General features: G+C 41.5%; 23 protein-coding genes and 1 pseudogene. 6 read left to right on the forward strand and 18 right to left on the reverse strand.

Annotated elements, in window-relative coordinates; genetic code table 11:
* The first annotated feature begins 1 nt into the window (after position 1).
* Together ruvC and MTP09_RS03020 are read left to right on the forward strand one after the other, a co-directional pair.
* On the forward strand, positions 2-556 hold the full coding sequence (ruvC, locus tag MTP09_RS03015; RefSeq protein ID WP_243550434.1) for a crossover junction endodeoxyribonuclease RuvC: 555 nt from the start codon (positions 2-4) through the stop codon (positions 554-556).
* 158 nt (positions 557-714) lie between these two features.
* Entirely contained in the window at positions 715-1,785 is a 1,071-nt protein-coding gene (locus MTP09_RS03020; RefSeq protein ID WP_243550435.1) for a DUF4407 domain-containing protein, read from the forward strand.
* On the opposite strand, the gene MTP09_RS03025 is transcribed toward MTP09_RS03020, so the two are convergent.
* The 3 genes and pseudogenes from MTP09_RS03025 to nirK all read right to left on the reverse strand — a co-directional run.
* Complete coding sequence (locus MTP09_RS03025) at positions 1,786-2,355, reverse strand: SCO family protein (RefSeq protein ID WP_243550436.1); 570 nt, start codon at positions 2,353-2,355, stop codon at positions 1,786-1,788.
* Positions 2,352-3,191 (reverse strand): formylglycine-generating enzyme family protein, encoded by an 840-nt coding sequence (locus MTP09_RS03030; RefSeq protein WP_243550437.1) that lies wholly within the window; start codon positions 3,189-3,191, stop codon positions 2,352-2,354. The genes MTP09_RS03025 and MTP09_RS03030 overlap by 4 nt, the downstream gene beginning before the upstream one ends.
* Positions 3,192-3,538: 347 nt before the next feature.
* A pseudogene (gene nirK / locus MTP09_RS03035) lies at positions 3,539-4,552 on the reverse strand (copper-containing nitrite reductase); the annotation flags it as partial.
* Positions 4,553-4,928: 376 nt separating this feature from the next.
* Here nirK and MTP09_RS03040 point away from each other — a divergent pair.
* On the forward strand, positions 4,929-6,149 hold the full coding sequence (locus MTP09_RS03040) for an MFS transporter (RefSeq protein WP_243550439.1): 1,221 nt from the start codon (positions 4,929-4,931) through the stop codon (positions 6,147-6,149).
* Positions 6,150-6,400: 251 nt separating this feature from the next.
* Here MTP09_RS03040 and MTP09_RS03045 read toward each other — a convergent pair whose 3' ends face one another.
* From MTP09_RS03045 to MTP09_RS03115, 15 genes are all read right to left on the reverse strand, one after another.
* Positions 6,401-6,853, reverse strand: coding sequence for a DUF6759 domain-containing protein (locus MTP09_RS03045; RefSeq protein ID WP_243550440.1), 453 nt, complete (start codon positions 6,851-6,853; stop codon positions 6,401-6,403).
* A gap of 277 nt (positions 6,854-7,130) precedes the next feature.
* Complete coding sequence (gene guaB, locus MTP09_RS03050) at positions 7,131-8,591, reverse strand: IMP dehydrogenase (protein WP_243550442.1); 1,461 nt, start codon at positions 8,589-8,591, stop codon at positions 7,131-7,133.
* Positions 8,592-8,972: 381 nt separating this feature from the next.
* Positions 8,973-9,482, reverse strand: a complete 510-nt coding sequence (locus MTP09_RS03055) for a DUF4252 domain-containing protein (protein ID WP_243550444.1) — start codon at positions 9,480-9,482, stop codon at positions 8,973-8,975.
* A 97-nt stretch (positions 9,483-9,579) separates the two neighbouring features.
* Positions 9,580-10,839 carry a DUF4252 domain-containing protein gene (locus MTP09_RS03060; protein WP_243550446.1) on the reverse strand — a complete coding sequence of 420 codons (1,260 nt, stop codon included), beginning with the start codon at positions 10,837-10,839 and terminating at the stop codon, positions 9,580-9,582.
* A gap of 12 nt (positions 10,840-10,851) precedes the next feature.
* A complete protein-coding gene (locus MTP09_RS03065; protein ID WP_243550448.1) occupies positions 10,852-11,502 on the reverse strand; it encodes a hypothetical protein in 651 nt (216 codons plus the stop codon).
* 132 nt (positions 11,503-11,634) lie between these two features.
* Entirely contained in the window at positions 11,635-12,147 is a 513-nt protein-coding gene (locus tag MTP09_RS03070; protein WP_243550450.1) for an RNA polymerase sigma factor, read from the reverse strand.
* A gap of 98 nt (positions 12,148-12,245) precedes the next feature.
* Entirely contained in the window at positions 12,246-12,659 is a 414-nt protein-coding gene (locus tag MTP09_RS03075; RefSeq protein ID WP_243550452.1) for a PaaI family thioesterase, read from the reverse strand.
* A gap of 91 nt (positions 12,660-12,750) precedes the next feature.
* Complete coding sequence (locus MTP09_RS03080; protein ID WP_243550454.1) at positions 12,751-13,932, reverse strand: 3-hydroxyacyl-CoA dehydrogenase NAD-binding domain-containing protein; 1,182 nt, start codon at positions 13,930-13,932, stop codon at positions 12,751-12,753.
* Between the two features lie 129 nt (positions 13,933-14,061).
* Entirely contained in the window at positions 14,062-14,859 is a 798-nt protein-coding gene (locus MTP09_RS03085) for an enoyl-CoA hydratase/isomerase family protein (RefSeq protein WP_243550456.1), read from the reverse strand.
* 170 nt (positions 14,860-15,029) lie between these two features.
* Complete coding sequence (paaD, locus tag MTP09_RS03090) at positions 15,030-15,545, reverse strand: 1,2-phenylacetyl-CoA epoxidase subunit PaaD (protein ID WP_243550458.1); 516 nt, start codon at positions 15,543-15,545, stop codon at positions 15,030-15,032.
* A 96-nt stretch (positions 15,546-15,641) separates the two neighbouring features.
* On the reverse strand, positions 15,642-16,391 hold the full coding sequence (gene paaC, locus MTP09_RS03095) for a 1,2-phenylacetyl-CoA epoxidase subunit PaaC (RefSeq protein ID WP_243550460.1): 750 nt from the start codon (positions 16,389-16,391) through the stop codon (positions 15,642-15,644).
* 81 nt (positions 16,392-16,472) lie between these two features.
* On the reverse strand, positions 16,473-16,754 hold the full coding sequence (gene paaB / locus MTP09_RS03100) for a 1,2-phenylacetyl-CoA epoxidase subunit PaaB (RefSeq protein ID WP_243550462.1): 282 nt from the start codon (positions 16,752-16,754) through the stop codon (positions 16,473-16,475).
* Positions 16,755-16,820: 66 nt separating this feature from the next.
* Entirely contained in the window at positions 16,821-17,756 is a 936-nt protein-coding gene (gene hutG, locus MTP09_RS03105) for a formimidoylglutamase (protein ID WP_243550464.1), read from the reverse strand.
* A complete protein-coding gene (hutI, locus tag MTP09_RS03110) occupies positions 17,757-18,995 on the reverse strand; it encodes an imidazolonepropionase (RefSeq protein ID WP_243550466.1) in 1,239 nt (412 codons plus the stop codon).
* A gap of 34 nt (positions 18,996-19,029) precedes the next feature.
* Positions 19,030-19,386, reverse strand: coding sequence for a four helix bundle protein (locus MTP09_RS03115; protein ID WP_243550468.1), 357 nt, complete (start codon positions 19,384-19,386; stop codon positions 19,030-19,032).
* A gap of 151 nt (positions 19,387-19,537) precedes the next feature.
* On the opposite strand from MTP09_RS03115, the gene ruvB reads away from it, so the two are divergent.
* From ruvB to coaE, 3 genes are all read left to right on the forward strand, one after another.
* Positions 19,538-20,560, forward strand: a complete 1,023-nt coding sequence (gene ruvB, locus MTP09_RS03120) for a Holliday junction branch migration DNA helicase RuvB (RefSeq protein ID WP_243550469.1) — start codon at positions 19,538-19,540, stop codon at positions 20,558-20,560.
* A gap of 274 nt (positions 20,561-20,834) precedes the next feature.
* On the forward strand, positions 20,835-21,701 hold the full coding sequence (locus MTP09_RS03125) for an MBL fold metallo-hydrolase (RefSeq protein WP_243550471.1): 867 nt from the start codon (positions 20,835-20,837) through the stop codon (positions 21,699-21,701).
* 14 nt (positions 21,702-21,715) lie between these two features.
* On the forward strand, positions 21,716-22,339 hold the full coding sequence (coaE, locus tag MTP09_RS03130) for a dephospho-CoA kinase (protein WP_243550473.1): 624 nt from the start codon (positions 21,716-21,718) through the stop codon (positions 22,337-22,339).
* Positions 22,340-22,382 lie beyond the last annotated feature (43 nt).

Below are 22,382 nucleotides of genomic sequence, written 5' to 3' on the forward strand. Positions count from 1 at the left end.
TGTGGAAACCGAAAAAGTCATATTGGGAATCGACCCCGGAACAACCATTATGGGTTATGGGATTATCTCCATTAAGAAAAATAAGATGGAAATGGTTTCCATTCACGAGCTGATTCTGAAAAAATATCCCAATCACGAAACCAAACTCAAGTATATCTTCGATAAAACTCTGGCTTTAATTGATGAATTTCATCCCGACGAAGTTGCTTTGGAAGCACCTTTCTTTGGTAAAAATGTACAGAGTATGCTGAAACTCGGCCGTGCTCAAGGAGTTGCAATGGCGGCGTCACTTTACCGAAATATTCCCATCACCGAATATTCGCCCAAGAAAGTTAAAATGGCCATCACCGGAAACGGAAACGCGAGTAAAGAACAGGTTGCCGGAATGCTCCAAAATCTCTTAAGCTTAAAGGAATTTCCCACCAAGTACCTCGATGCTTCCGATGGTTTGGCAGTTGCGGTTTGTCATCATTTCAATTCCGGTGGTATCGCTAATGAAAAATCCTACTCCGGCTGGGAAAGTTTTCTCAAGCAAAATCCCGATCGGCTGAAGTAACGTCAACGTATTCATTTCCAGAACTTTTAATTGTAAAATCCATTTACAATACTTCTACAACCGATTTACATTGCATTACCCAATACTATTTGTAACATTGTTGCGTTTTATATGACCAATTGAAAAAGTTACAAGACAAAAGTAAAAAGATAAAAGTGATGAAAAATGAAAAGATAATTCCCGCCACTGTAAACCACCGTATGAACTGGTTTCAGAAGTTTCTGCTCGTATGTTCCGGCGGAAATATCCATATCCTTAGAAAAACTCCGAGTGAGTGGAACAAGTTCGCGGGAATCGGCGGAATCATCCTGTTCACCGCAGTTTTTGCAACGCTTTCTGCGGGTTACGCAATGTTCACGGTTTTCGACGATTTGTGGATTTCGGTGGGTTTCGCCGTTCTTTGGGGACTGATGATTTTCAATCTTGACCGGTACATTGTTTCATCCATCAAAAAAACCGGAACGTGGTGGAACCAAATTTTAATGGCAATTCCGCGTCTTATTTTAGCGGCATTTCTGGGAATTATTATTTCTAAACCTTTAGAGTTAAAGATTTTTGAAAAAGAAGTCAACAAACAATTGAATACGATTATCCAGCGAAATAAAACCCAGCTTCAGGCGGAGATGAACGGTAGGATTCTTCAGCAGTCAGGACCATTCGAGACAGAAAAGAAGCAGATTCAGAGCCAGATCGCTGATTATCAGAAAGCATATGATTCCGCAACGGTGGAGCTTGAGAAGGAAATTCTCGGCAAGCAAAGCGGCTTGACCAGCGGAAAAGAAGGATTCGGTCCCAATGCGAAAAGAAAATCCGAACTGAAAGAACAGCGCCGTATCGACCTCGAAAACTATCAAAAACAGATGCAGCCGCGACTGGAATATTTAGACAAAGAAATTTCCAAAGTTTATAACAACATCGAAACCGAACGAAACAAGACCGAAACTTTCGAAGACCGTTTCAATGGTTTTGCGGCGCGGCTTCAGGCATTGGACGAACTTGGGAAGAACTCAGCGATTATTGGTGTTGCGGCGACTTTTATTATGGGACTTTTTATCTGCCTCGAAATTTCGCCCGTCTTGGTTAAACTGATTTCCTCAGTTGGTCCGTATGACTATCTTTTAGATAAAACCGAAAACGATTTCCGTCTTTATGCCAAAGAAAAAATGGAAAAAGGCAATGCAGGAACTAATTTCAGGATTGAGGACTTTAAGGAAAACCTCGGAAAATAATCAGTTCAGTTCATTGAGTTTTTTGGCTACCGCTTCAGCATTAATTCCGGCACCTTCTTCCTGACTCACCATTTCGCCGTTTCGGTTGAAAACGGTGATGATGTTGGAATGCGAAAACTCGATAGGCGAGATTTGTTTGTATTTCACCGCGAGTACGTTGGCAAATTCCCTCACCGATTCGTCATTGCTGGTTAGGAAAACCCACGGATCGCCGTACATATTTCTTTCCTCTGCAAATTTTTTCAAGACTTCGGGAGTGTCATTTTTTGGGTCAATGGAAACTAAAACCAGCGTGGTATTTTTGATTTTCTTTTGGTCGAGTTTGGCATAGATATTTTTCATATCGGTCACCAAAAGCGGACACGCCGTTTTACAACTCGTGAAAATCATCACCACGACAAGGTTTTTTCTCTTCAGATCCTGCAGATGTAAAGTTTTACCGTCCTGATTTTGCCACTTCGAATCGAGGTAGAAAATGGAGTCGGTAGATTTCTCTTTTGTTACTTCCTCGTTTTTATTGCAGGAAATTGCGATGATTAAAGAGAAGAAGAGGAGGATGAGGTTTTTCATTTTGTCGTTGTTAAATCTTTTGCACATCGGAAACCGAGATTTGCCACCGTATAATTGGCTTTTAAACTCTGCCGGAAAGCGTATCGCATAAAGGAGGCGTAGTTCAGCACATCGGTTGCGGTGGTTGCGGCGCTTGCACAGAATAATCCTTTGTCGTCGTATTCCGCAGTTCGGGAATCATTCGTGGTGAGCACCGAATTGAAATCTTCCGTCCATTCCCAAACCAAATCAAACATATTGTAAACGCCGTGATAGTTGGGTTTTGAGTGCATTACTGGGTTTTTCTCCCTGAATTTTACTTCGTAAAGTTTGATGATATCCGCTGAATAGGAAGGTTTTTTTCTTGCGTTCGCCGAAGTTTCGTCCGCCATTGCTACAAATTCCCACTCATCGATCGTCGGAAGCCGTTTTCCTGCACTTTTTGCATATGCTTTTGCTGCAAACCACGAAACGAAGGTTACAGGAGCATCGGGATTTACGCCGTCTCCAAGAGTTTCGTCGTCTTTCCAGTGTTTCAGGTAGGTGTCATCTGCGAAAACAGTTTTCACATTGCTTTTTTTCCATTTCGGGTTTTTCTTCACGAAATCCAGAAATTCGCGGTTAGTGACGGGTCTTTCGTCGAGCAGGAAATCTTTTACCTCTACCAAAGAACTGTCGGCTCCGTAGAAAGGTTGATATTTTCCGCCTTTAACGGAAACCATCTTCACATCGGGAGTTATGGCGTTTTCTTTGTGGTGTTCGGTTGAGAAATCGCCTAGATTTTCAGCACCCGCTTCGTTGCAGGAATAGAAAAAGATTCCGCACAGCATCATCAAAATATTTAATCCTCTTCTCATCGCGGAATCTTTACTAAAAAACAATTCTAACTGTTATATTTATTGATAGGAAATTTCTTCTGTTTCCTACTGTACTTTATTGTAAACCTTCTGGTTTTTCTTTTAGCAAACTTAAAACAAACTCTCTATTAAATTTGTCTTCGCTAAACGAAGTGCCTTTGTTTGTCTTAAAAGAGGAGGATAATTTTATTATTTTTCTTTGTCTGGCTTTGCGTGAAATAATCTCGCAAAGGTAAACAAGGATTTTCTGCAAATTATCATTCAAAGTTAAAGCTGAACAAAGGCGCTAACGCTTATTTTAGCTATACAAAGGGACTAAAACCCACTGTTTTTTACTGTACTTTATTGTAAACTTTCGGGTTTTTCTCGCCGGTTACTTTCAGCTTCCCGATTGCACCTTTGTTGAATGCGCGGAAAATAGAGTGGTCAACCAAAATGTATTCTCCAGGTTCTTCCACTTTAAACTCTACCATCACCGCACCACCTGCAGGAATCAGCGTCGTCTGAACGTTCTCGTTGATTTTTGAACCACCTTCTACCCAAACTTTGTCGAATATTTCGCCAATCACGTGGAATGAAGAAGCAAGGTTCGGTCCACCATTTCCTACGAACAGACGTACTGTTTCGCCCACTTTTGCCTGAAGTTCGTTTTTACCCATCAAAGCATTTTTCTTTCCGTTGAAAACCACATAGGTTGGTTTTTCTTCCACTCCTTTGTCCTGGTCAAATTCCTGAAGTCCCTTCTCATCGGTTTTTCCTTTGGTGTAGAATTCACCCTGCATGATGTAGTATTCGCGATCTACTTTTGGCAACCCACCTTCTGGTTCCACAAGGATCATCCCATACATTCCGTTGGCGATGTGCAAAGGAACGGGAGCTGCAGCGCAGTGGTACACATAAAGTCCAGGATTAAGCGCTTTGAAAGTAAAGATGGCGGTTTTTCCAGGTGCGACATTGGTTGCTTCAGCTCCACCACCGGGTCCGTTCACCGCGTGAAGGTCGATATTGTGCGGCATCACACTGTTGGACGCGTTTTTCAGATGAAGTTCCACTTCGTCGCCAACACGGATTCTGATGAAAGTTCCGGGAACGGTATTGTTAAAAGTCCAGAATTTGTAGGTAACACCGTCTGCAAGTTCGCCCTCGATTTCTGTTGCTTCAAGGTGCACGATTACTTTTTTCGCAGCGCGGTCACCAACTGGGGCGGGAACAAACGGCGGTGCGGTTACTTTTTGAGTTTCAGTGTCGCCGCTCACTTTCATGTCGATCGCAGGATTTGCCGATGAAGATTCGCTGGGGTTTTGTTTGCATGCCTGAAGAACAAGTAAACCGGCTGCCAAAAAAGTTACAATCTTTTTCATTAATTCAAATTTAATATTGGTATTTTTTAATAGGACAAATTTATCCTATTCAAATGAAATTATCAAATTATGGAAAGATGAGATTTGTCAGATGGGGGAGAATATTGGTGCAGATCGGTGCAGTTGGTGCAATGGGTGCAATGGGTGGAGTTGGTTCCAATGGTTAGAATGGTTAGAATGGTTGCAATGGGTACAATAGTTGCGTTGTTGTTAAAGAATTTCCTATACGTACCAAGCAAATTCACTATTCACAGCAAAGCGGATTCACCATTCACGCGAAGCAGATTCACTCTTCACGTTGTTCCCTGCTTTTTATCATTTCGCAAATCGGCTTATTGAAAAATTACCTTCTTAACTTAGCGGTTAAATTTAAACTTTGAAACAGAATAATATCAACAAATGGTTTGTGGCAGTTGCGGCAACGCTCACTCACCTCGGTCTCGGAACGGTTTATGCGTGGAGTTTTTTCCAGAAACCACTTACCGAAACTTTTGGGTGGAGCAATTCCCAAACCGCATGGACTTTCAGCATCGCGATTCTGATGCTCGGATTGACCGCAGCTTGGGCAGGAACAAAAATTGAAAAATTTGGCGCTCGAAAACTGGCTTTAACAGGCGTTTTGCTTTATGCTGCAGGTTACCTTATCTCTTATTTTGCGTTACAGTATCATTCGCTTTTCCTATTGTATTTAGGTTTCGGATTCATTGGCGGAATTGGTTTGGGATTGGCTTACGTCACTCCGGTTGCGGTGGTTTCGCGCTATTTTCCAGAGAAACAGGGTGTGATGACGGGATTGGTCGTGATGGGATTCGGTTTGGGAGCATTCGTGATGTCGAAGATTCTTGCACCGTTTTTTATGGAGTTGTTTAATGGAGATCTTCCCAAAGTCTTCCTTTCGACGGGACTCATATTATTATTGATTCTTCCATTTTTCGCTTACAGTTTAAGGACTTCGGAAACCGCTGAAATTTTAAAAGTTGATAAACCCGATATCCTCAAAGAAATTTTGAAATTTGATTATGCTTTGATTTGGCTCATCTTCATGTTTAATATTGTGGCGGGAATGATCTTCATCGCCTTCCAGTCACCACTTCTGCAGGATTTGATGATGAGGGGCGGAACTACCGATTTGGAAACGCTCGCAAAAAGTGGCGCGACACTGATTGCGGTAAGTGCTGTTTTCAACGGAATCGGGAGATTTTTCTGGGGAAGTGTTTCCGATAAACTCGGCAGGATCAGGACACTGCAGTTGATATTGTTGATCGAGATTTTGGTTTTTGCAATTTTGATGTTTTCCAAAAATGTTTTGATTTTCTCAATCGGAGTTTGTGTGGTTCTGCTTTGTTATGGTGGTGGATTCGGGATCCTTCCGTCACTGATTCGCGAACGATACGGCGCAAAACTGATGGCGTCGGTTTATGGCGTAACTTTGACAGCGTGGGGAATCGGCGGAATTTTTGGACCACAGATTGCCGCTTTTATGAAGGATCATTTTGCAGCGGATTCCGCGCTGTACTCGTATTCGGTTGCGTTGGGATTAATCGCGACCGGGCTGGTTTTGTCGCTGTTTTTAAGAAAGAAAACTATTTCCGAGTAAGGATGTTTTTTCTTCCAACTGGCAATTAGAATAAAATTCACGCCCGTTTATTAATCAAGATTCTATGGAAACTTAGTGTATCATTGTTAAACGAAGTGCCATTGTTTATCTTAAAAATATGCAGTCTTTAGCTAAAATATTTCTTTGCGGTCCTTGCGAGAAAAAAAATCACGCAAAGCCACACAAAGTTTAATTAACTTTATTGCTCTAATTATAAGATAAACAAAGAAACAAATTCACAACAGATATTTTTAATTACTGTTCAGTTTCAGAATAAGCGGTTCCACAATAATTTTCTGAGAATAATAACTCACTCCGCATATATTTGATTTCAGCGTATAGCCGCCTTTGTCGATCACGAACTGGTTTTTGTCTTTTCTCAGAACGGGTAAATTATAGACTTTGTCGTTTTTCACACCCACCAAACGAACGATGATGTCGCAGTTGGAATCGTTGGTAATGACTGCGGCGGTTCTGGTGTCTTTCGGGTCGGTATCGTTCAGAAGATAGGTCAGGACTTCGGCGGTCACTTTTTTCTTGTTCACCTTGTCTGCTTCCATCAACTGACTGAACTCCCTTGCTTCGTTTGCAGAAACCGGAGCCGGCGAGGATCCGGGAATATTTCCGTAAACCGGGTAGTTTATGGGAATCATGTCGCAACTGATAACCGTAGATAAAGCGATGACCGCAAAAAGAAATCTCATTCCTGATTTTTATTTAAAGTAAAATTAAAAATTATTTCGCAGAAAAAGAAACCGTAGAAAGTTTTGTCAATTGCCAAAGTTTTATCAATTGCCACGGCTTTCAAGCCGTGGACACAATCTGAAATATTCCTCTGGCTTTAGCCAAAATTTATTGAAGTCTTGATTAAAACCACAAAATCCATTTGAAAAAACCACGCCATTTATGGCGTGGCAATAGATGAATTTTGTTAAGAATAATGATGCTGATTTTTCTTTACAGAATATTGTATTCTAAAATTTACAGCGAATAATTCGGTGCTTCCTGCGTGATGATCACATCGTGTGGATGCGATTCCTTCAAACCGCTTCCGGTAATCATTACCATTTTGCCGTCGTTTTGGAGTGTTTCGATATCTTTCGTTCCGCAATATCCCATTCCTGCACGGATTCCACCGGTAAGCTGAAACACCACGTCCTCTAATTTTCCTTTGTGAGGAACGCGACCTTCAATTCCTTCGGGAACAAATTTTTTCGCCTCGCTTTGGAAATACCTTTCCTTTCCGCCTCTTCTCATTGCCGACAAACTTCCCATTCCCTGATAAGATTTGAATTTTCTTCCCTGGAAAATAATTTCCTCACCGGGAGCTTCGTCAGTTCCTGCCAAAAGCGAACCGAGCATCACTGCATTGGCTCCGGAAGCAAGTGCTTTTACAATATCTCCCGAAAGTTTGATTCCACCATCTGCGATCACGGAGACATTCTTGGTTTTTGCGTATTCGAAAACATTATAGATTGCTGAAAGCTGCGGAACGCCGACTCCGGCAATAACTCTCGTCGTACAGATGGAACCTGGACCAACGCCGACTTTCAGAACATTTGCGCCTGCTTCGATGAGGTCTTTCGCCGCTTCTGCCGTTACGATATTTCCGCCGACGATATCGAGTTCTGGGAAATTGTTTCTGATCTCCGAAATCTTGTCCAAAACTCCTCGCGAATGTCCGTGTGCTGAATCCACCGCGATAATGTCAACTCCGGCTTTTACCAATGCGGAAACTCTTTCAATGGTGTCTTCACCGACTCCGACTCCAGCTCCCACGATGAGACGTCCGTTTTTGTCTTTGTTAGCGTTTGGATATTCCAGTTGGTTGTCGATATCTTTAATAGTGATCAAGCCCGCCAGTTTGAAATTTTCATCCACAATCGGAAGTTTTTCCACGCGGTTGGCGAGCAGGATTTCCTTCGCCTGTTCAAGTGTAGTATTTTTTCCGGAGGTGATGAGTTTTTCTTTGGTCATCAGTTCCTCCACTTTGGCGTCGAGGTTTTCCTGATACTTCACATCTCGGTTCGTAATGATTCCGATGAGCTTGTTATCTTCGTCCACAACGGGAAGTCCCGAAATTTTGAAGTTGGCCATCAGTTCTTTTGCTTCCCTCAAAGTATGGTCTTTCGAAAGCGTGACGGGATCCGAGATCATTCCGTTTTCCGAACGTTTCACACGGTAAACTTGCGCTGCCTGTTCCGTGATCGGCATATTTTTATGGATAAATCCGATTCCGCCGACTCTCGCCAATGCAATCGCCATATCGGATTCTGTAACCGTGTCCATTGCTGCGGAAACGATGGGAACGTTGAGCGTGATTTTATCGGAAAGTCTTGATTTTAAGGAAACCTGGTTCGGTAATACTTCTGAGTAAGAAGGGATGAGCAGAACGTCATCGAAAGTGATGGCTGTCTCTGTGATTTTGTTGTGAATAGACATCTTTACTTTCTGCGCGAAATTACGGTTTTTTTATTAAAAATGAAAATTGGGTTTTGAATGTTAAGGGAAATTAATTTTTTGATTTGGAGTTGGTTGCCACGAAATCGCAGATTCGACTAGGTCAATGCACGAAGTTGAAAATAAAGTTTAAGTTAACCGCAAAATCATTTTTACCCCAAAAGACCCAAAAGAAGGAAGAAATAAGCCATCCCAATGAACAAAAAAGAAGAAATTCTTATAGCTTAGCACTTTTATGGACTTTTGAAAAACTTCGCAGCATTATTATCCTTTGTTACTTTTGTGGTTATTTATATTAAACAAACTCATTCCATAAAAAATGCACGAACAAAAAACCTTCGTGCATCTGTGGCAAAAATAATTTTACTGCGAAACCATTTTCCTCACATCATTCTTCTCCGAGAAATTGATGACTCGCGAAATATCGTCGGCGGTGAATTTTCCCGTTACATCCACATAGATCATTTCGGTGCCGGAAACTACCGCGATCAACAGGTTTCGGATTTCGTCGCCGGTCTGTTTTGCGTGGAAGTTGATGACTTCCTTTTCTTTTTTCACGCTCATCCATTCCTCGAAATTATTTCGGTTAAGGAAATTGGCGAAATCGGTCTGCATGTTTTGCTTTACATTGGAGACCATCATCACTTTGATGTCTGAGATTTTTTTGATGAGCGGGATCAGTGCTTCATCGCCGTCTTCGCGGAGCGCCTTTTTCACAAAAGGTTTCGCCAGAAAAGTGGGAACGTTCACGCTCATTACTTCCATACCGGGAGATTTTTTCACGAACTCCATATTCGGTCGGTGCGAAACGATGCAGGACTGCAAACTGAAGATCAGGATTAATATAGCGGAGAAGGATAGAATATTTTTCATGTCTTTTTGATATTTAATTTTGGTTGAAGCCAATCTATGATTTTCCTTTTATTGAACGGACTGCCTTCGACTTCGCTGAAGATCACATTTAAGGATTTTAATTAATCGGTTTTGTGGTTCCGCCGCTGCTGTTGGAAGCATTGAAGCTTTCAGGTTTTCCGTTGTAGCGCACAGAACCGCTGGAAGAAGTCACGGAATTTAATGACTGTTTGGCGTGAACCTTCAAACTTCCGGCAGAAGATGCATTCGCCGTAACATTTTTGGCAACCAAATTCTGTGCATTACAGCTCGCCGCACTGGAAATCTGAAAAGTCGCGGCATCCACAGTTCCGGTAATCGAAGACGATGAACCGCTCGAGCCGGCGAAGGTGAAGTTTTTTGTTTGTATTGCTAATTTCACGGTTCCTCCGGACTCCACGTTGGCTGTGATTTTGTCACCGTTCAGTTCTGCATTGATATTGCTTCCCGATTCCGCATTGATGTTGAAGCTGTCTTCATTAATTTCATTTAAAGTCGTGAGTGATGCACCGGAAGTTGTCTTAATACTTTTCAGATGGGGCGCTTTCACATTCACGAAAAGTTTTTTGAAGCGAAGGTTTTGCTTCCCTTGGTTTTTAACTGAAATTTTTAATGTTCCGTTTTGCACGATGGTTGAAACATACTGTTCCATTCCGGGATCGGTTTCTACCACGACAGATTGATTTTTATCCTGTGTAAAATTTACTTTGATTCCGGACGAAACCTCAATTCCTGAAAACGCATCTACATTTCGAACTTGAGAGCTTCCGCTGAAAGTGATATTTTCGTTTTTGCTGAAAGTTTTCGGAGAAGATTTTTCTGCTTCCTGCACAAGTCGGTTCACATCATCCATCGAAAGTTTTCCGTCGAGCATCATTAGTAATGTGTTTCCCTCGGAATTAATGCTGAGAAGCAGGTTTTCGAGATTTCCGTTGGTCGCGTCCGATGAAAGGAATTTAATTTTATTGTCTTTGCTGTTTACGGTGATCAGTTCTTCGTAATTCATTTTCTTGATGGAGGATGAAATGTCGTTCTGCAAACTTTGGAACATCCCGAATTTCTGGATGCTGTCTTTGGCGTTTTTCACGGATTCGGGTTTCTCCACGATCAGGATTTTCAACCCGTTGATTTTTGCGAGCAGCGGCTTGATTTGCGAAAGTTCGGCATCGTCGATATTCAGTTTGTTGAGCATACTAAACATCGGTTTTGTAATCTTGATGGAGGTTACTCCTTCTGATTCCTGATATTTGGTAAAGAGCTGGTCCAGTTTGTCTTTCTGTGCATTTACATTAAAAAAATGCGAAAAGAAAAGTGCGAATATAAATAGTAGTTTGTTCATTGCGTATGGTTTTTATTCAATAATGTCATTGAGGGTTTCGGTGTGGGCAACGGTTTTTGAAACATTTTCAGAAAGAACCTGGAACGAGTATTTTGCAATATCGATCGCTTCCTGTTCGTTTTCAATTCGTTGTCCGTTGATTATCACGTAGTTGGATTGGTATTCCGGTGTTGCAGATTTTTCAGGTGCAGATTTCCTGGGTGCAGAAACGTAATGTTGACGAACTTGCCTTTTCAGCCGGCCTCTTTTCGGAAGGATTTTGTATATCATTTCGTCGCCGCTAATTTCAGCAGGGGAGTCGGTGATTATACTGTCGCGAACAGTTTTCAGCGAATCCTGAGTGTGTACCGCCACGATTTCGTTTCCGTTTCCGAAGTCGTTTTTCTGTTTCAGGATTTCTGTTTTCGACAAATCATCCTGTTCCTCGATTTGGTTTTTATTAAAAATTGTAAAGAAAATTCCAAGAGAAACGAGCAGTACTACGCTTGCCGCCATCCAAAAGAATTTCGGGAAGGTTGCGCTATTCCTTTCCTTTTGCAGCGGAATTATTTTCTCCTGATTTTCTGCTTTGGCTAAGAAATCATCAAAATCCCAGTTCATTTTCTCTGATTTCAAATCGTTGAAAATTTCGCTGTATTTTTTGTCTGTATGGTCGTTTTTCATTGTTGTATCTTTTTGCCACGAATTCACGAATTTTTTAAGCTTAATTTTGTTACTTGGTACATCGAGCATTTGAATTTCGTGCTGTCTGAACTGTAATTAAATCAATAGAATTTTTGTGACTTTTGTGGTTTATTATAAATTTTCAATCATTCTGTTTTCGTAGTCGGTCAGTTTCTGGATCTGTTCCTTGATTTTTGTTCTGGCTCTCATTAAGTTGACGCGGACTGCATTTTCTTCCATTTCAAGGATTTCCGATATTTCCGAAACTTCGTATTCTTCGACGTCTTTCAGGTGGATCACGGCTTTTTGTTTTTCGGGAAGCGCGTTGATGAAACTGATGATCTGTTCTTTCAGATTGTTGGTTTCCATTTTATAAAGCTCACTCCGGTGAATCTGGAAATCTGCAAAACCCAATTTCACGTCGTGGTGCTTCAGTCGGTTCAGGCACTCGTTTTTCACGGATTTTAAAGCGTACGACTTCAAATTTCCGAAATCCGCGAGTTCCTCCTTTTTCTGCCAAAACTTCATCATCAGATCCTGTACAACGTCTTCCGCCTCGTCACTGCTCATCACGAACCGCTTCGCAAAACGGTACATCTCGTCGCGCAGACAAAATACCGTATTTCTGAATGTTTCGTGAGTCATAGTTTCGTTTCTAAAGGTAAGACAACGAAGGTCGGGATTTTATTACATCGGAATAAAAAAAACTTCAAAATGAATTGAAGTTTGCGTTGTTAAGGTTCTTAAAGCTCCGTTACTTTCCTGTCAATCTTATACACCGTTCCTCGGAAAGTCGCCACCAAAACTTTGTGCTGGTTGGTAATCGAAATATCGTAAACTCCCGTTTTTCGGGTGTCGGAAATCAAAACGCTTTCCGCCGTTAAAGTATCGCCGAGTTTTACGGCTTTTGTGAAATTAATCATGCAGTTCAGCGCTACGGAAGCATCGTTGGTATTATTCGACGAAAAAGCCAGCGCAGAATCGGCGAGCGAAAACGTGATTCCGCCGTGCACGGTTTTCAGTCCGTTGATCATTTCCTTCTTTACGGGCATTTCGATCAGGCAATATTTTTCGCGTACTTCGATTAGGGTGATTCCCATCCATTTTGAGAATTCATCCTGATTAAGCATGTATTGGGCGGTTTCGAATGGAGTCATATTGAGTAGGTGAGTAGGTGAGTAGGTGAATTGGTGTGTAGGTGAGATGGCGTGAAAGTCAGTTTGGTGACGCAAAAGAAGTTATTAATTATTAATTCTTCATTATTAATTTTCTTAACAGCGGGCTTTGTCTATACCGTTCCTCCTGGTATTCTTCGTAAAGTTTTTGCAGGGTTTCAGAAATTTTTCCGTACCCAATGTCGAATCCCCACTGAAGCAGACCTTTCGGATAGTTCACGCCTTTCTGCATTGCAAGTTCGATATCTTCGTCATTGGCGATTCCCAATCGTTTTGCTTCCACCGCTTCGTTGATGAGCATTGAAATAATCCGGTTGAAAATACTTTCATACAATTCCGGATCTTCAACTTCTTGGCTCTTGGCTCCTTCAACTTGGCTCTTGGCTCTTGACTCTTGGCTCTTCTCAGTGGAATAATCGTAAAACCCTTTCCCAGTTTTTCTGCCTAAAAGTTTCGCTTCAGCCATTCTTTGCTGGAGCAGGGAAGGTTTATATTTTGGGTCGTAGAAATAATCGGCGTAAACGGTTTTGGTTACCGCAAAGTTGATGTCGATTCCGATGAGGTCCATCAGTTCAAACGGTCCCATTCTGAAATTCCCCAAAGTACGCATCGCGTCATCGATCTGTTCAGGCGTGGCGATATTCTCTTCGGCGATTCTCAGTGCTTCACCGTAAAAAGGACGAGCGATTCTGTTGACGATAAATCCCGGAACATCCTTCGCAATTACTGGAGTTTTACCCCAGTTTTCCATTAATGAATAGAGTTTTTTAGCTAAAGTTTTTTCGGTTAAAAGTCCCGGAATAACTTCAACCAAAGGCATTAACGGCGCCGGATTGAAAAAGTGGATTCCGATAAAACGCGACGGATTTTTTAATTCCGCAGAAAGAGAAGTGATGGAAATTGAAGAGGTGTTGCTCGCAATCACGCAATAGTCGGAAACAACCTCTTCCAGTTCACCGAAAAGTTTAGTTTTAATTTCTTTGTTTTCGATAATGGCTTCAATGACGAAATCGCAATTTTTCAGTTCTGACAGCTGATTGCAGGGTTTTATTTGTTTGAAAATTTGGTCACTTTTTTCAACCGAAATCTTTAGTTTAGCGACTAATTTGTCTAAAGTTTGTTTTAAACCCGCTAAAGCTTTTTCCGTCTGAGCCGGATTTGCGTCGTACAGAAATACTTCACAACCCGCGGTGGAAGCAACCTGCGCAATTCCGATCCCCATCGTCCCGGAACCGATAATCCCAATTTTGTTCATTCCTATTAATTTACCAATTTATCAATGTACCAATTTACTAATCTACTAATCTATCAATCAATTAATCATGAACTTAATCTGTGAGCAGTGATTGCTACATTGTTACATTTTCACATTGTTACATTAAAACTACTTTCCTCGATACTTCGGTTTTCTTTTTTCGAGAAATGCAAAAACACCTTCCCTGAAATCCTCTGATTCCGCAGCTTCCTGTTGAAGGATTCCTTCAAGCTCAAGTTGCTGCGAAAGATTGTTGTCGTAGGATTCGTTGAACGCTTTTTTTGTCAGCGCAATCGCTTTTGTCGGTTGGTTGGAAATCTGTTCCAAAATTCCTATTGCGTTCACAAGAAAGTTTTCATTTTCAAAAACATCCGCAATCAACCCCATCTGTTTTGCTTCCACGGCGGATAATTTTTTGCCGGTGAATGCAAGATAATTCGCTTGTTGTCGACCCAAAAGTTTTGGCAGCCAGAACGTTCCGCCGGTGTCGGGAATCAATCCAATGTTTACAAACGCCTGCGAAAAATAGGAAGATTCTGTGGCAAGACAAATGTCGCAGATCAAGGCGAGCATCGCGCCGGCTCCAACAGCGGGACCATTGACCAAAGAAACGACAGGTTTTTTGCTGTTGTACATTACTTCAACTAAAGGATTGTAGTAATCCGTCACTATTTTTTGGATGACTTTGTCGTCTTCGGGATTTCCTAATGACATCGCGTCCTTCAGATTCTGTCCTGAACAAAACGCTTTTCCACGCCCCGAAATCGCGATGCAGCGAACGGTTTCCTTTTGGTTGCACTCGTTCACAAAATTCTTGAGTTCGGTAAGAAGCAGTTTATTTAAGCTGTTGTAAGTTTCCGGCTGGTTTAGAAAAGCGATCTGGAGTTTGCCGTCAAAATGGGATTCGGTTTCGAGTTGGGTGTACATATTAATTTGGAAATTTGAAAATGTGCTAATTTGAAAATATCGGTTTAGCGCAAATATAACTTTTTTGCTCATTATTTGAAAAGTGAATCGCTCTGAAAACCGATTGCTGCATAAGACTTCATAGTTTCAAAAATTTTCAAATTCTCAAATTAACGCATTTCCAAATTAGGTTAATGGCATTTAAAATAATCAAAAGGTTCGAGGCAGTCATTGCACTGATAACTCGCTTTGCAAAGGGTGGAACCAAATCTTGAGATTTGCGATGTGTTTTCTGACCCACATCTTGGGCATTTCTTCGGGACGTTTAAATGGTCTTGATCTGCTCCTTTTTCGGGTGGGGTAATTCCGTAAGCTCTCAGTTTTTCGCGAGCTTCGTCGGTGATCCAGTCGGTTGTCCAAACAGGTGATATTTTAGTGATGACTTTTGCAAAGATTCCGTTTTGATTAAAAAGTTTGATGATATCTTCCTCAATATTAAACATTGCAGGACAAGCCGAATAAGTCGGTGTGATAATAATTTCGGCCTCGCTGTCGGAAATCATTTCCGCACCTCGCACAATTCCCAGCTCCACAATATTGATCACCGGGATTTCGGGATCGGGAATTGTTGACAATAGTGAGATAAGGTCCCCCTTTCCCCCAAAGGGGGCAAAATCTCTAATATTATTCTCCTTATTATTAATCATTTTTTTTTGTGCGAAGTATTTTCAGCATTCCGAAGAAGCTTTTGAAAAAAAAGAGAAATCCAACCATTTTTCCCCCCTTTGGGGGAAAGGGGGATTTTACCAAACACAGTCCGGATAAGTCCGCTGCATATACTGAAGTTCGCAAAGAATGTAGCCAAAATATTCCGTATGATAACCGGTTCTGGAACCTTTCTGCATAAATTCGCTTTCAGGAATTTTTATTCCAAATTCGTTGAAGTCTTTTGAAACTTCCTTTTTCCAGTTTTCGTATAGCACTTTCGAATCCGGCACGATGTCGAGTTTCACCAAATCCAGTTCTCCTTCGGTTTCCGCGAAGATTCCGGCAGTATATTCCCACAAGTTTTCTACGGCGTTTTCCACTCTGGTTTTGCTTTCGTCGGTTCCGCCTGCAAACATTTTCACCCAGGTTGAAGCGTGGGTGTAATGGTATTTTACTTCTTTTAAAGATTTCTCGGCAATAGCGGAAAGCTGTTCATCGCTGCTTTTCATTAAACTTTCATACAGCAGTTTTTGGTAAACCGAAAAAAAGTAAACTTTCAAAATTGTTTGTGCATAATCGCCATTCGGAAGTTCGGAAAGTTGACAGTTCAAATATTCTTTTTCCAGACGGAGAAAAGCCAGATCGTCCTCAGTTTTTCCCTCATTCTGAACTTGAGCAGCATATTTAAACAAGTTGCTTGACTGTCCCAAATAATCGAGTGCGATATTGGTCAGTGCGATATCTTCTTCCAGATAAGGACCTTTTCCGCAGAGTTCGCCCAGTCTTTGTCCAAAAATCAAAGTATCGTCGGCAAGTTTGAGTAGGTAGTGGTATAGTGGATTCATTTTTTGTAGATTTCAGATTTCAGACAATAGATTTCAGACATTGTCGGTCTGCAATCTGATATCTGACATCTCGTGTCTAAATTACATATTCTTCACATCATTCGGGATTTCGTAGAAAGTCGGGTGGCGGTACAATTTGTCGTCCGCAGGATCGAAAAACGCCTCCTTGTCGACTCCTTCGGAAGTCACCATATATTTGCTCGGAACTACCCAGATCGAGGTTCCCTCCATTCTTCGGGTGTAAACGTCTCTCGCGTTTTGCAGCGCCATTTCTGCGGTTGCTGCCTGAACTGTTCCTGCGTGTTTGTGCGAAAGTCCCGGTTTGGTCTGGATGAAAACTTCCCACATTTCTAAGTTGCTCATTCGTTCAATTTTTATCGTTTAAAGATAAGGATTTTTAAAATTCTTCGAAAAATGAATTTTAAGTCACTAAGAGTTGATCATAAACCATTCATTCACCAAAGCTGCGGCAAGCCGAGCCGTTCTTTCCTGGATATCGAAATTTGGGTTGACTTCCGCTACATCGAGGGCGCAAAGTTTTTCTGATTTCAGGATATGCCGGTAGAAATTCATAAATGAAGCGTCTGCGAAAATTCCGTTATAGGCAATTGCAGAAACGCCTGGAGCTACACAAACATTGAAAACATCCATGCAAATCGTGAGGTAGAGCAGATCGACTGAACTGGTCAGCTCATCAATTTTTTGGTAAATTGAAGGGAGGTTCTCAAAGAAAATCTCATCCGCCATAATATACTTCATCCCGTATTGATGGGCAGTATCGAATAATTGGAGGGTATTAGAATTTTTCTGAATCCCGATATGGAGCGAATGAATTTCACCTTCCTGAGCAATTTGCCAAAACCCTGTTCCTGATGTTCCTGTTTTTCCATCTTCAGGTTTTCTGTTGTCAAAATGTGCGTCGATATTGATAATGCCGATTTTTTTGTCAGGAAAAGCTTTCCTTATTCCAGAGTAATGGGCGAAAGTGACTTCGTGACCTCCTCCGAAAACTACAGATTTTGCTTTTTTTTCTAATGCTAATGCAACTTTTTCCGCCAGTTCGTTTTGCGCTTTTTCTAAATCGCCGTTTTCACAACGGATATTTCCAAAATCCTTTAAAGTAAAATCCGTGCTGATTACTGGAAAATTGGAGCTGTTTTTTCGGATAATATCGGGAGCATCCTTTGCGCCGGTTCGTCCCTTATTTCGTCTTACTCCTTCATCCACTGCAAATCCGTGCAAAACGAAATCTTTAGGTGAAATAGTATTGTAATCAGTTTCCACAGAAACTTTTTGAAAGATTCTTTGGCTTAATGGATCATCACCGTCGAATCGACCGTTCCAGATTTTTGCTGTTTCAGGCATTTATATTTCTATTTTTTCTCCGTTAATGAAAATGTGCTCCGGCTTCAAACTTCCCTGTTGATAGAGAACGTTCTGGAAATTGTCGGTTTTAAAGGTGACGAAATCTCCCTTCATACCTTTTTCCAGTTTCCCGCGATCTTCCAATCCTAAGGCAAATGCAGAGCGGAAAGTGATTCCCGCCAAAACTTCAGCAGTCGAAAGTTTTTCAAAAGTGGCAAGAATTGAAGCTTGGGTAATTAAGTTTCCCATTGGTGCGGAACCGGGATTCCAGTCGCTTGCGATGGCGAGAATTCCGTTGTGGTCAAGGATTTTTCTTGCGGGAGTAAATTTTTCGCCCAGTCCCAAACTTGCGCCGGGAAGCGCAGTTGCCACCGTCTCTGATTGAGCCAAAAACTGCAAATCTTCATCGGTGGTTGCTTCCAGATGATCGGCAGATTTTGCGCCGACTTCTACCGCGATTCTCGAACTTCCGGGAGTGAATTGGTCGGCGTGAACGGTGATATCAAAACCTAAACTTTTTGCTTTTAATAAAAATTCTTTGCTCTCATCAGGTTGGAATGCCGATTTCTCGATAAAGATATCGATACGGTTTGCAAGGTTTTCTTCTTTAACTTTAGGTAAAATGTGTTCTAAAATATAGTCTAAAAATTCTTTGGAAGTTCCCTCGAAATCTCTCGGTTTCAAATGGGCGGAAAGACAGGTCGGAACCAATGTGGCTTTTGTTAATGTCTGTGCTTTTTTGATGACGCGGAGCATTTTCAGCTCGTTTTCCAAATCCAAACCGTAACCGGATTTTATTTCGATGGTGGTAATTCCCAATGAAATTAGAAAATTGATTCTTTCTAAAGTTGTTTTTAATAATTCTTCTTCAGATGCATTTCTGGTGTGTTGTACAGAACTCCATATTCCTCCGCCGCTTTCCGCAATTTCCAGATAGGTTTTTCCGGCGTTTCTCATCGCGAAATCATTGGCTCGGTTTCCTCCGAAACAGATGTGGGTGTGCGAATCGACGAAAGCAGGAAGTGCTATTGAGTCGGAGAGTGGGAGAGTGGGAGAGTCGGTGAGTTGAGGATTTTCTGATTTCAGTTTTTCGAAATTGTCGACGGCTTCAATTTTATTTTCTGAGTTGATGAGGATGCCGCCGTTTTCGATGATTTCGAGTTGGTCGTCGGATAGTTTTCCGCGTAGCGGGAGGTTGGCTAAAGTGACGATTTGTTTGAAGGGACCGATTAGTTTCACAGGTTAAGGTTAAGGTTGAGGTTGAGCCAGAATGTTATTTCAGGAGGTAATTAGTTATTTTATTGAGTTCGTGAACCACTTCTTTAATTAGCTTTTCGTTTCTTATGTAATCTTCTTCTTTAAAATACTTTACTCGAACTCCGTAGATTAAATGGCTTTTTGTTTCAAAAGCTGATCCACGGGAAATATCGTAGAAATGGGTTTTGTCTTTGGAGGTTCTTCTGCCAAAACCTTCTGCGATATTCGAAGAGATACTTTCAGCAGATCTTCTTAATTGTGAGGTTAAGGCGTAGTCTTCTTTCCGTGGGAGGTTTTCTGAAATATCAAAACATATTTCAGCGATGTCCATTGCTTTCTGCCAAACCGGCATTTCTGCAAAATCAGTAATCATTTTATTGGTTTTTAAGTTAACCTCAAAAATAATCAAAAATTAACAACCATCCTCAATCTTAACCTCAACCTCAACCTCCACCTCAACCTTAACCTCAACTATTGTTTCCACAAAAAAATTATTACCTTTGAAATTGTACAATTTTTTTAGAATGCCCGATTTCTTACACCCCGACAAAGAAAATTATTCCCACGACGAACTGCTGCAGGAGGAGAAAATCCGGCCGCAGAGTTTCAGTGATTTTGCGGGGCAAAGGAAAACTTTGGACAACCTCGAAGTTTTTGTAGCGGCAGCGAAAAACCGTGGCGGAGCTTTGGACCACGTTCTTCTACACGGTCCTCCCGGATTGGGAAAGACGACTTTGGCACATATTATTGCCAATGAATTGGGCGTAAACTGCAAAATAACTTCGGGTCCCGTTCTCGACAAACCGGGAAGTTTGGCGGGACTTTTAACCAATCTTGAAGAAAACGACGTGCTTTTCATCGACGAGATTCACCGGCTTTCGCCGATTGTGGAAGAATATCTCTATTCCGCAATGGAAGATTACAAAATCGACATTATGCTCGAAACCGGTCCCAATGCACGTAGCGTTCAGATTGGTCTGAATCCTTTTACCTTAGTCGGAGCCACGACTCGAAGCGGAATGCTCACCAAACCGATGCTCGCAAGATTCGGAATCCAAAGTCGGTTGGAATATTATACCGTCGAACTGTTGGGAATGATTATCGAAAGGAGCGCGAGAGTTTTGGGGGTGAAAATCTACGAAGATGCCGCTCTCGAAATCGCCAGAAGAAGCCGCGGAACTCCCAGAATTGCAAATGCACTCTTACGTAGAGTTCGTGATTTTGCCGAGATTAAAGGCAACGGAGAAATTGAGATCAACATTACCAAATACGCCCTGAATTCATTGAATGTGGATGAATTCGGGTTGGATGATATGGATAATAAAATTATGCGTGTGATGATCGAAAATTTCCGTGGGAAACCGGTGGGAATTTCTGCATTGGCAACTTCAATCGGGGAAAATCCCGAAACGTTGGAAGAAGTGTACGAACCGTTCCTCATTCAGGAAGGTTTCATCATCAGAACTCCGCGCGGAAGGGAGGTAACCGAGAAAGCGTACCGGCATTTGAAAATTGTAAAACCGAAAAATCCGGGGGAACTGTTTTAAAGAAACAAGAAAAAAGGCAAAAGACACAATGAAGTTGTTTAAAGTAAATGCAAAATCATTTTTTTTTACCACAAAAGTCGCAATAGAGTTATGAAATAAGCCATTCAAAAGAACAAAAAAGAAGAAATTCTTTTTTTATGGACTTTTGAAAAACTTCGCAGCATCATTATCTTTTGTCGATTTTGCGGTTACTATTTACATTAAACAAGCTCAATTTGTGAGAGTCCAATCATTTTTTTAAAAATTTGAAACCAATCAAAATTCAAAACATCATATGAAACTTTACCCGATACAATGCGGAAAATTTAAACTCGACGGTGGTGCGATGTTCGGCGTCGTCCCAAAAACGCTTTGGCAAAGGACGAATCCCGCCGATGAAAATAATTTAATAGAACTCGGAACCCGTTCACTTTTGGTGGAGGACGGCAAAAAACTCATCCTGATCGATTGCGGACTCGGAAACAAGCAGGACGAGAAATTCTTCGGGCACTACTCACTTTGGTTCGACGATTCTTTGGATAAGAATTTAAAGAAATATGGCTTTGTGCGCGAAGATATTACCGACGTTTTCCTCACGCACCTTCATTTCGACCACTGCGGCGGTGCGATTGAGTGGAACGACGACAAAACCGGCTACAGACCTGCGTTCAAAAATGCGCATTTCTGGACGAATGAAAATCACTGGAAATGGGCTACAGAACCCAATCCGCGTGAGAAGGCAAGTTTCCTTAAAGAAAATATTCTGCCGATGCAGGAAAGCGGACAGCTCAATTTTTTACCGATTCCTCAAAACGGAAATTACGGTTTCGCACCAGATCTGAAAATGGATGTGATTTTTGTGGACGGACATACCGAAAAACAGATGCTTCCCGTGATTCAGTATCAGGAAAAAACAGTTGTTTTCGCGGCCGATTTAATTCCTACAGCGGGACACATTCCGCAGGTTTATGTGATGGGTTACGATACCCGACCACTTTTGACCATGGAGGAAAAAGGAAAATTTCTGAAACAGTGCATCGATAACGAATACCTGCTTTTCTTCGAGCATGATGCACATCATGAACTGGCTTCCTTAAAAATGACGGAAAGAGGAGTTCGTTTGGATGAAACCTTTTCGATGAACGAAGTCTTTGGTTATTAATAGAAAGTTGGAAAATGGACGAAGAAAGTTTTCACACTAATTCAAAGATTATCGGCTTAACCGGCGGAATCGGTTCGGGGAAATCTACCGTGGCAAAATTCATTGAGGAGATGGGTTTTCCGGTGTATTATTCGGATCTGAGAGCAAAAGAAATTGTGAATGATGATGAAAACCTTAAAGTGGGAATCACTCAGCTGTTGGGAGAAAACGCTTATGACGTACAAGGACTTTATAACCGAAAATACGTTTCCGAACTGGTTTTTAATAATGAGGATTTGCTGCACCAATTGAACGGAATGATTCATCCTGCGGTGAAATACGATTTTGAGAACTGGGTTTCGCGGCAAACTAAAGATTTCGTTTTTAAAGAAACGGCGCTTCTTTTTGAATTAAAGTTAAACGAAAGCTGCTACCAATCGATCCTCGTAACTGCGGACGACAATCTACGGCTGAAACGCGTGATGGACCGCGACGGAAAAACCTACCGAGAAGTTGAAAGTGTGATGAACAAGCAGATGCCGGAAAAAGACAAAGTCAAACTCGCAGATTTTGTTATTTACAATAACGAGGGAATCGATGAATTGCGCGCTGAAACTGAAAAAGTGATCCAGAAGTTGCTGTTGCAGGAAACCCCTTAGTTTAAGCTCAAAATAAAAAAACCTGAATCCTATTAAGATTCAG

The organism is Chryseobacterium suipulveris (assembly GCF_022811685.1).
Lineage (GTDB): Bacteria > Bacteroidota > Bacteroidia > Flavobacteriales > Weeksellaceae > Kaistella > Kaistella suipulveris.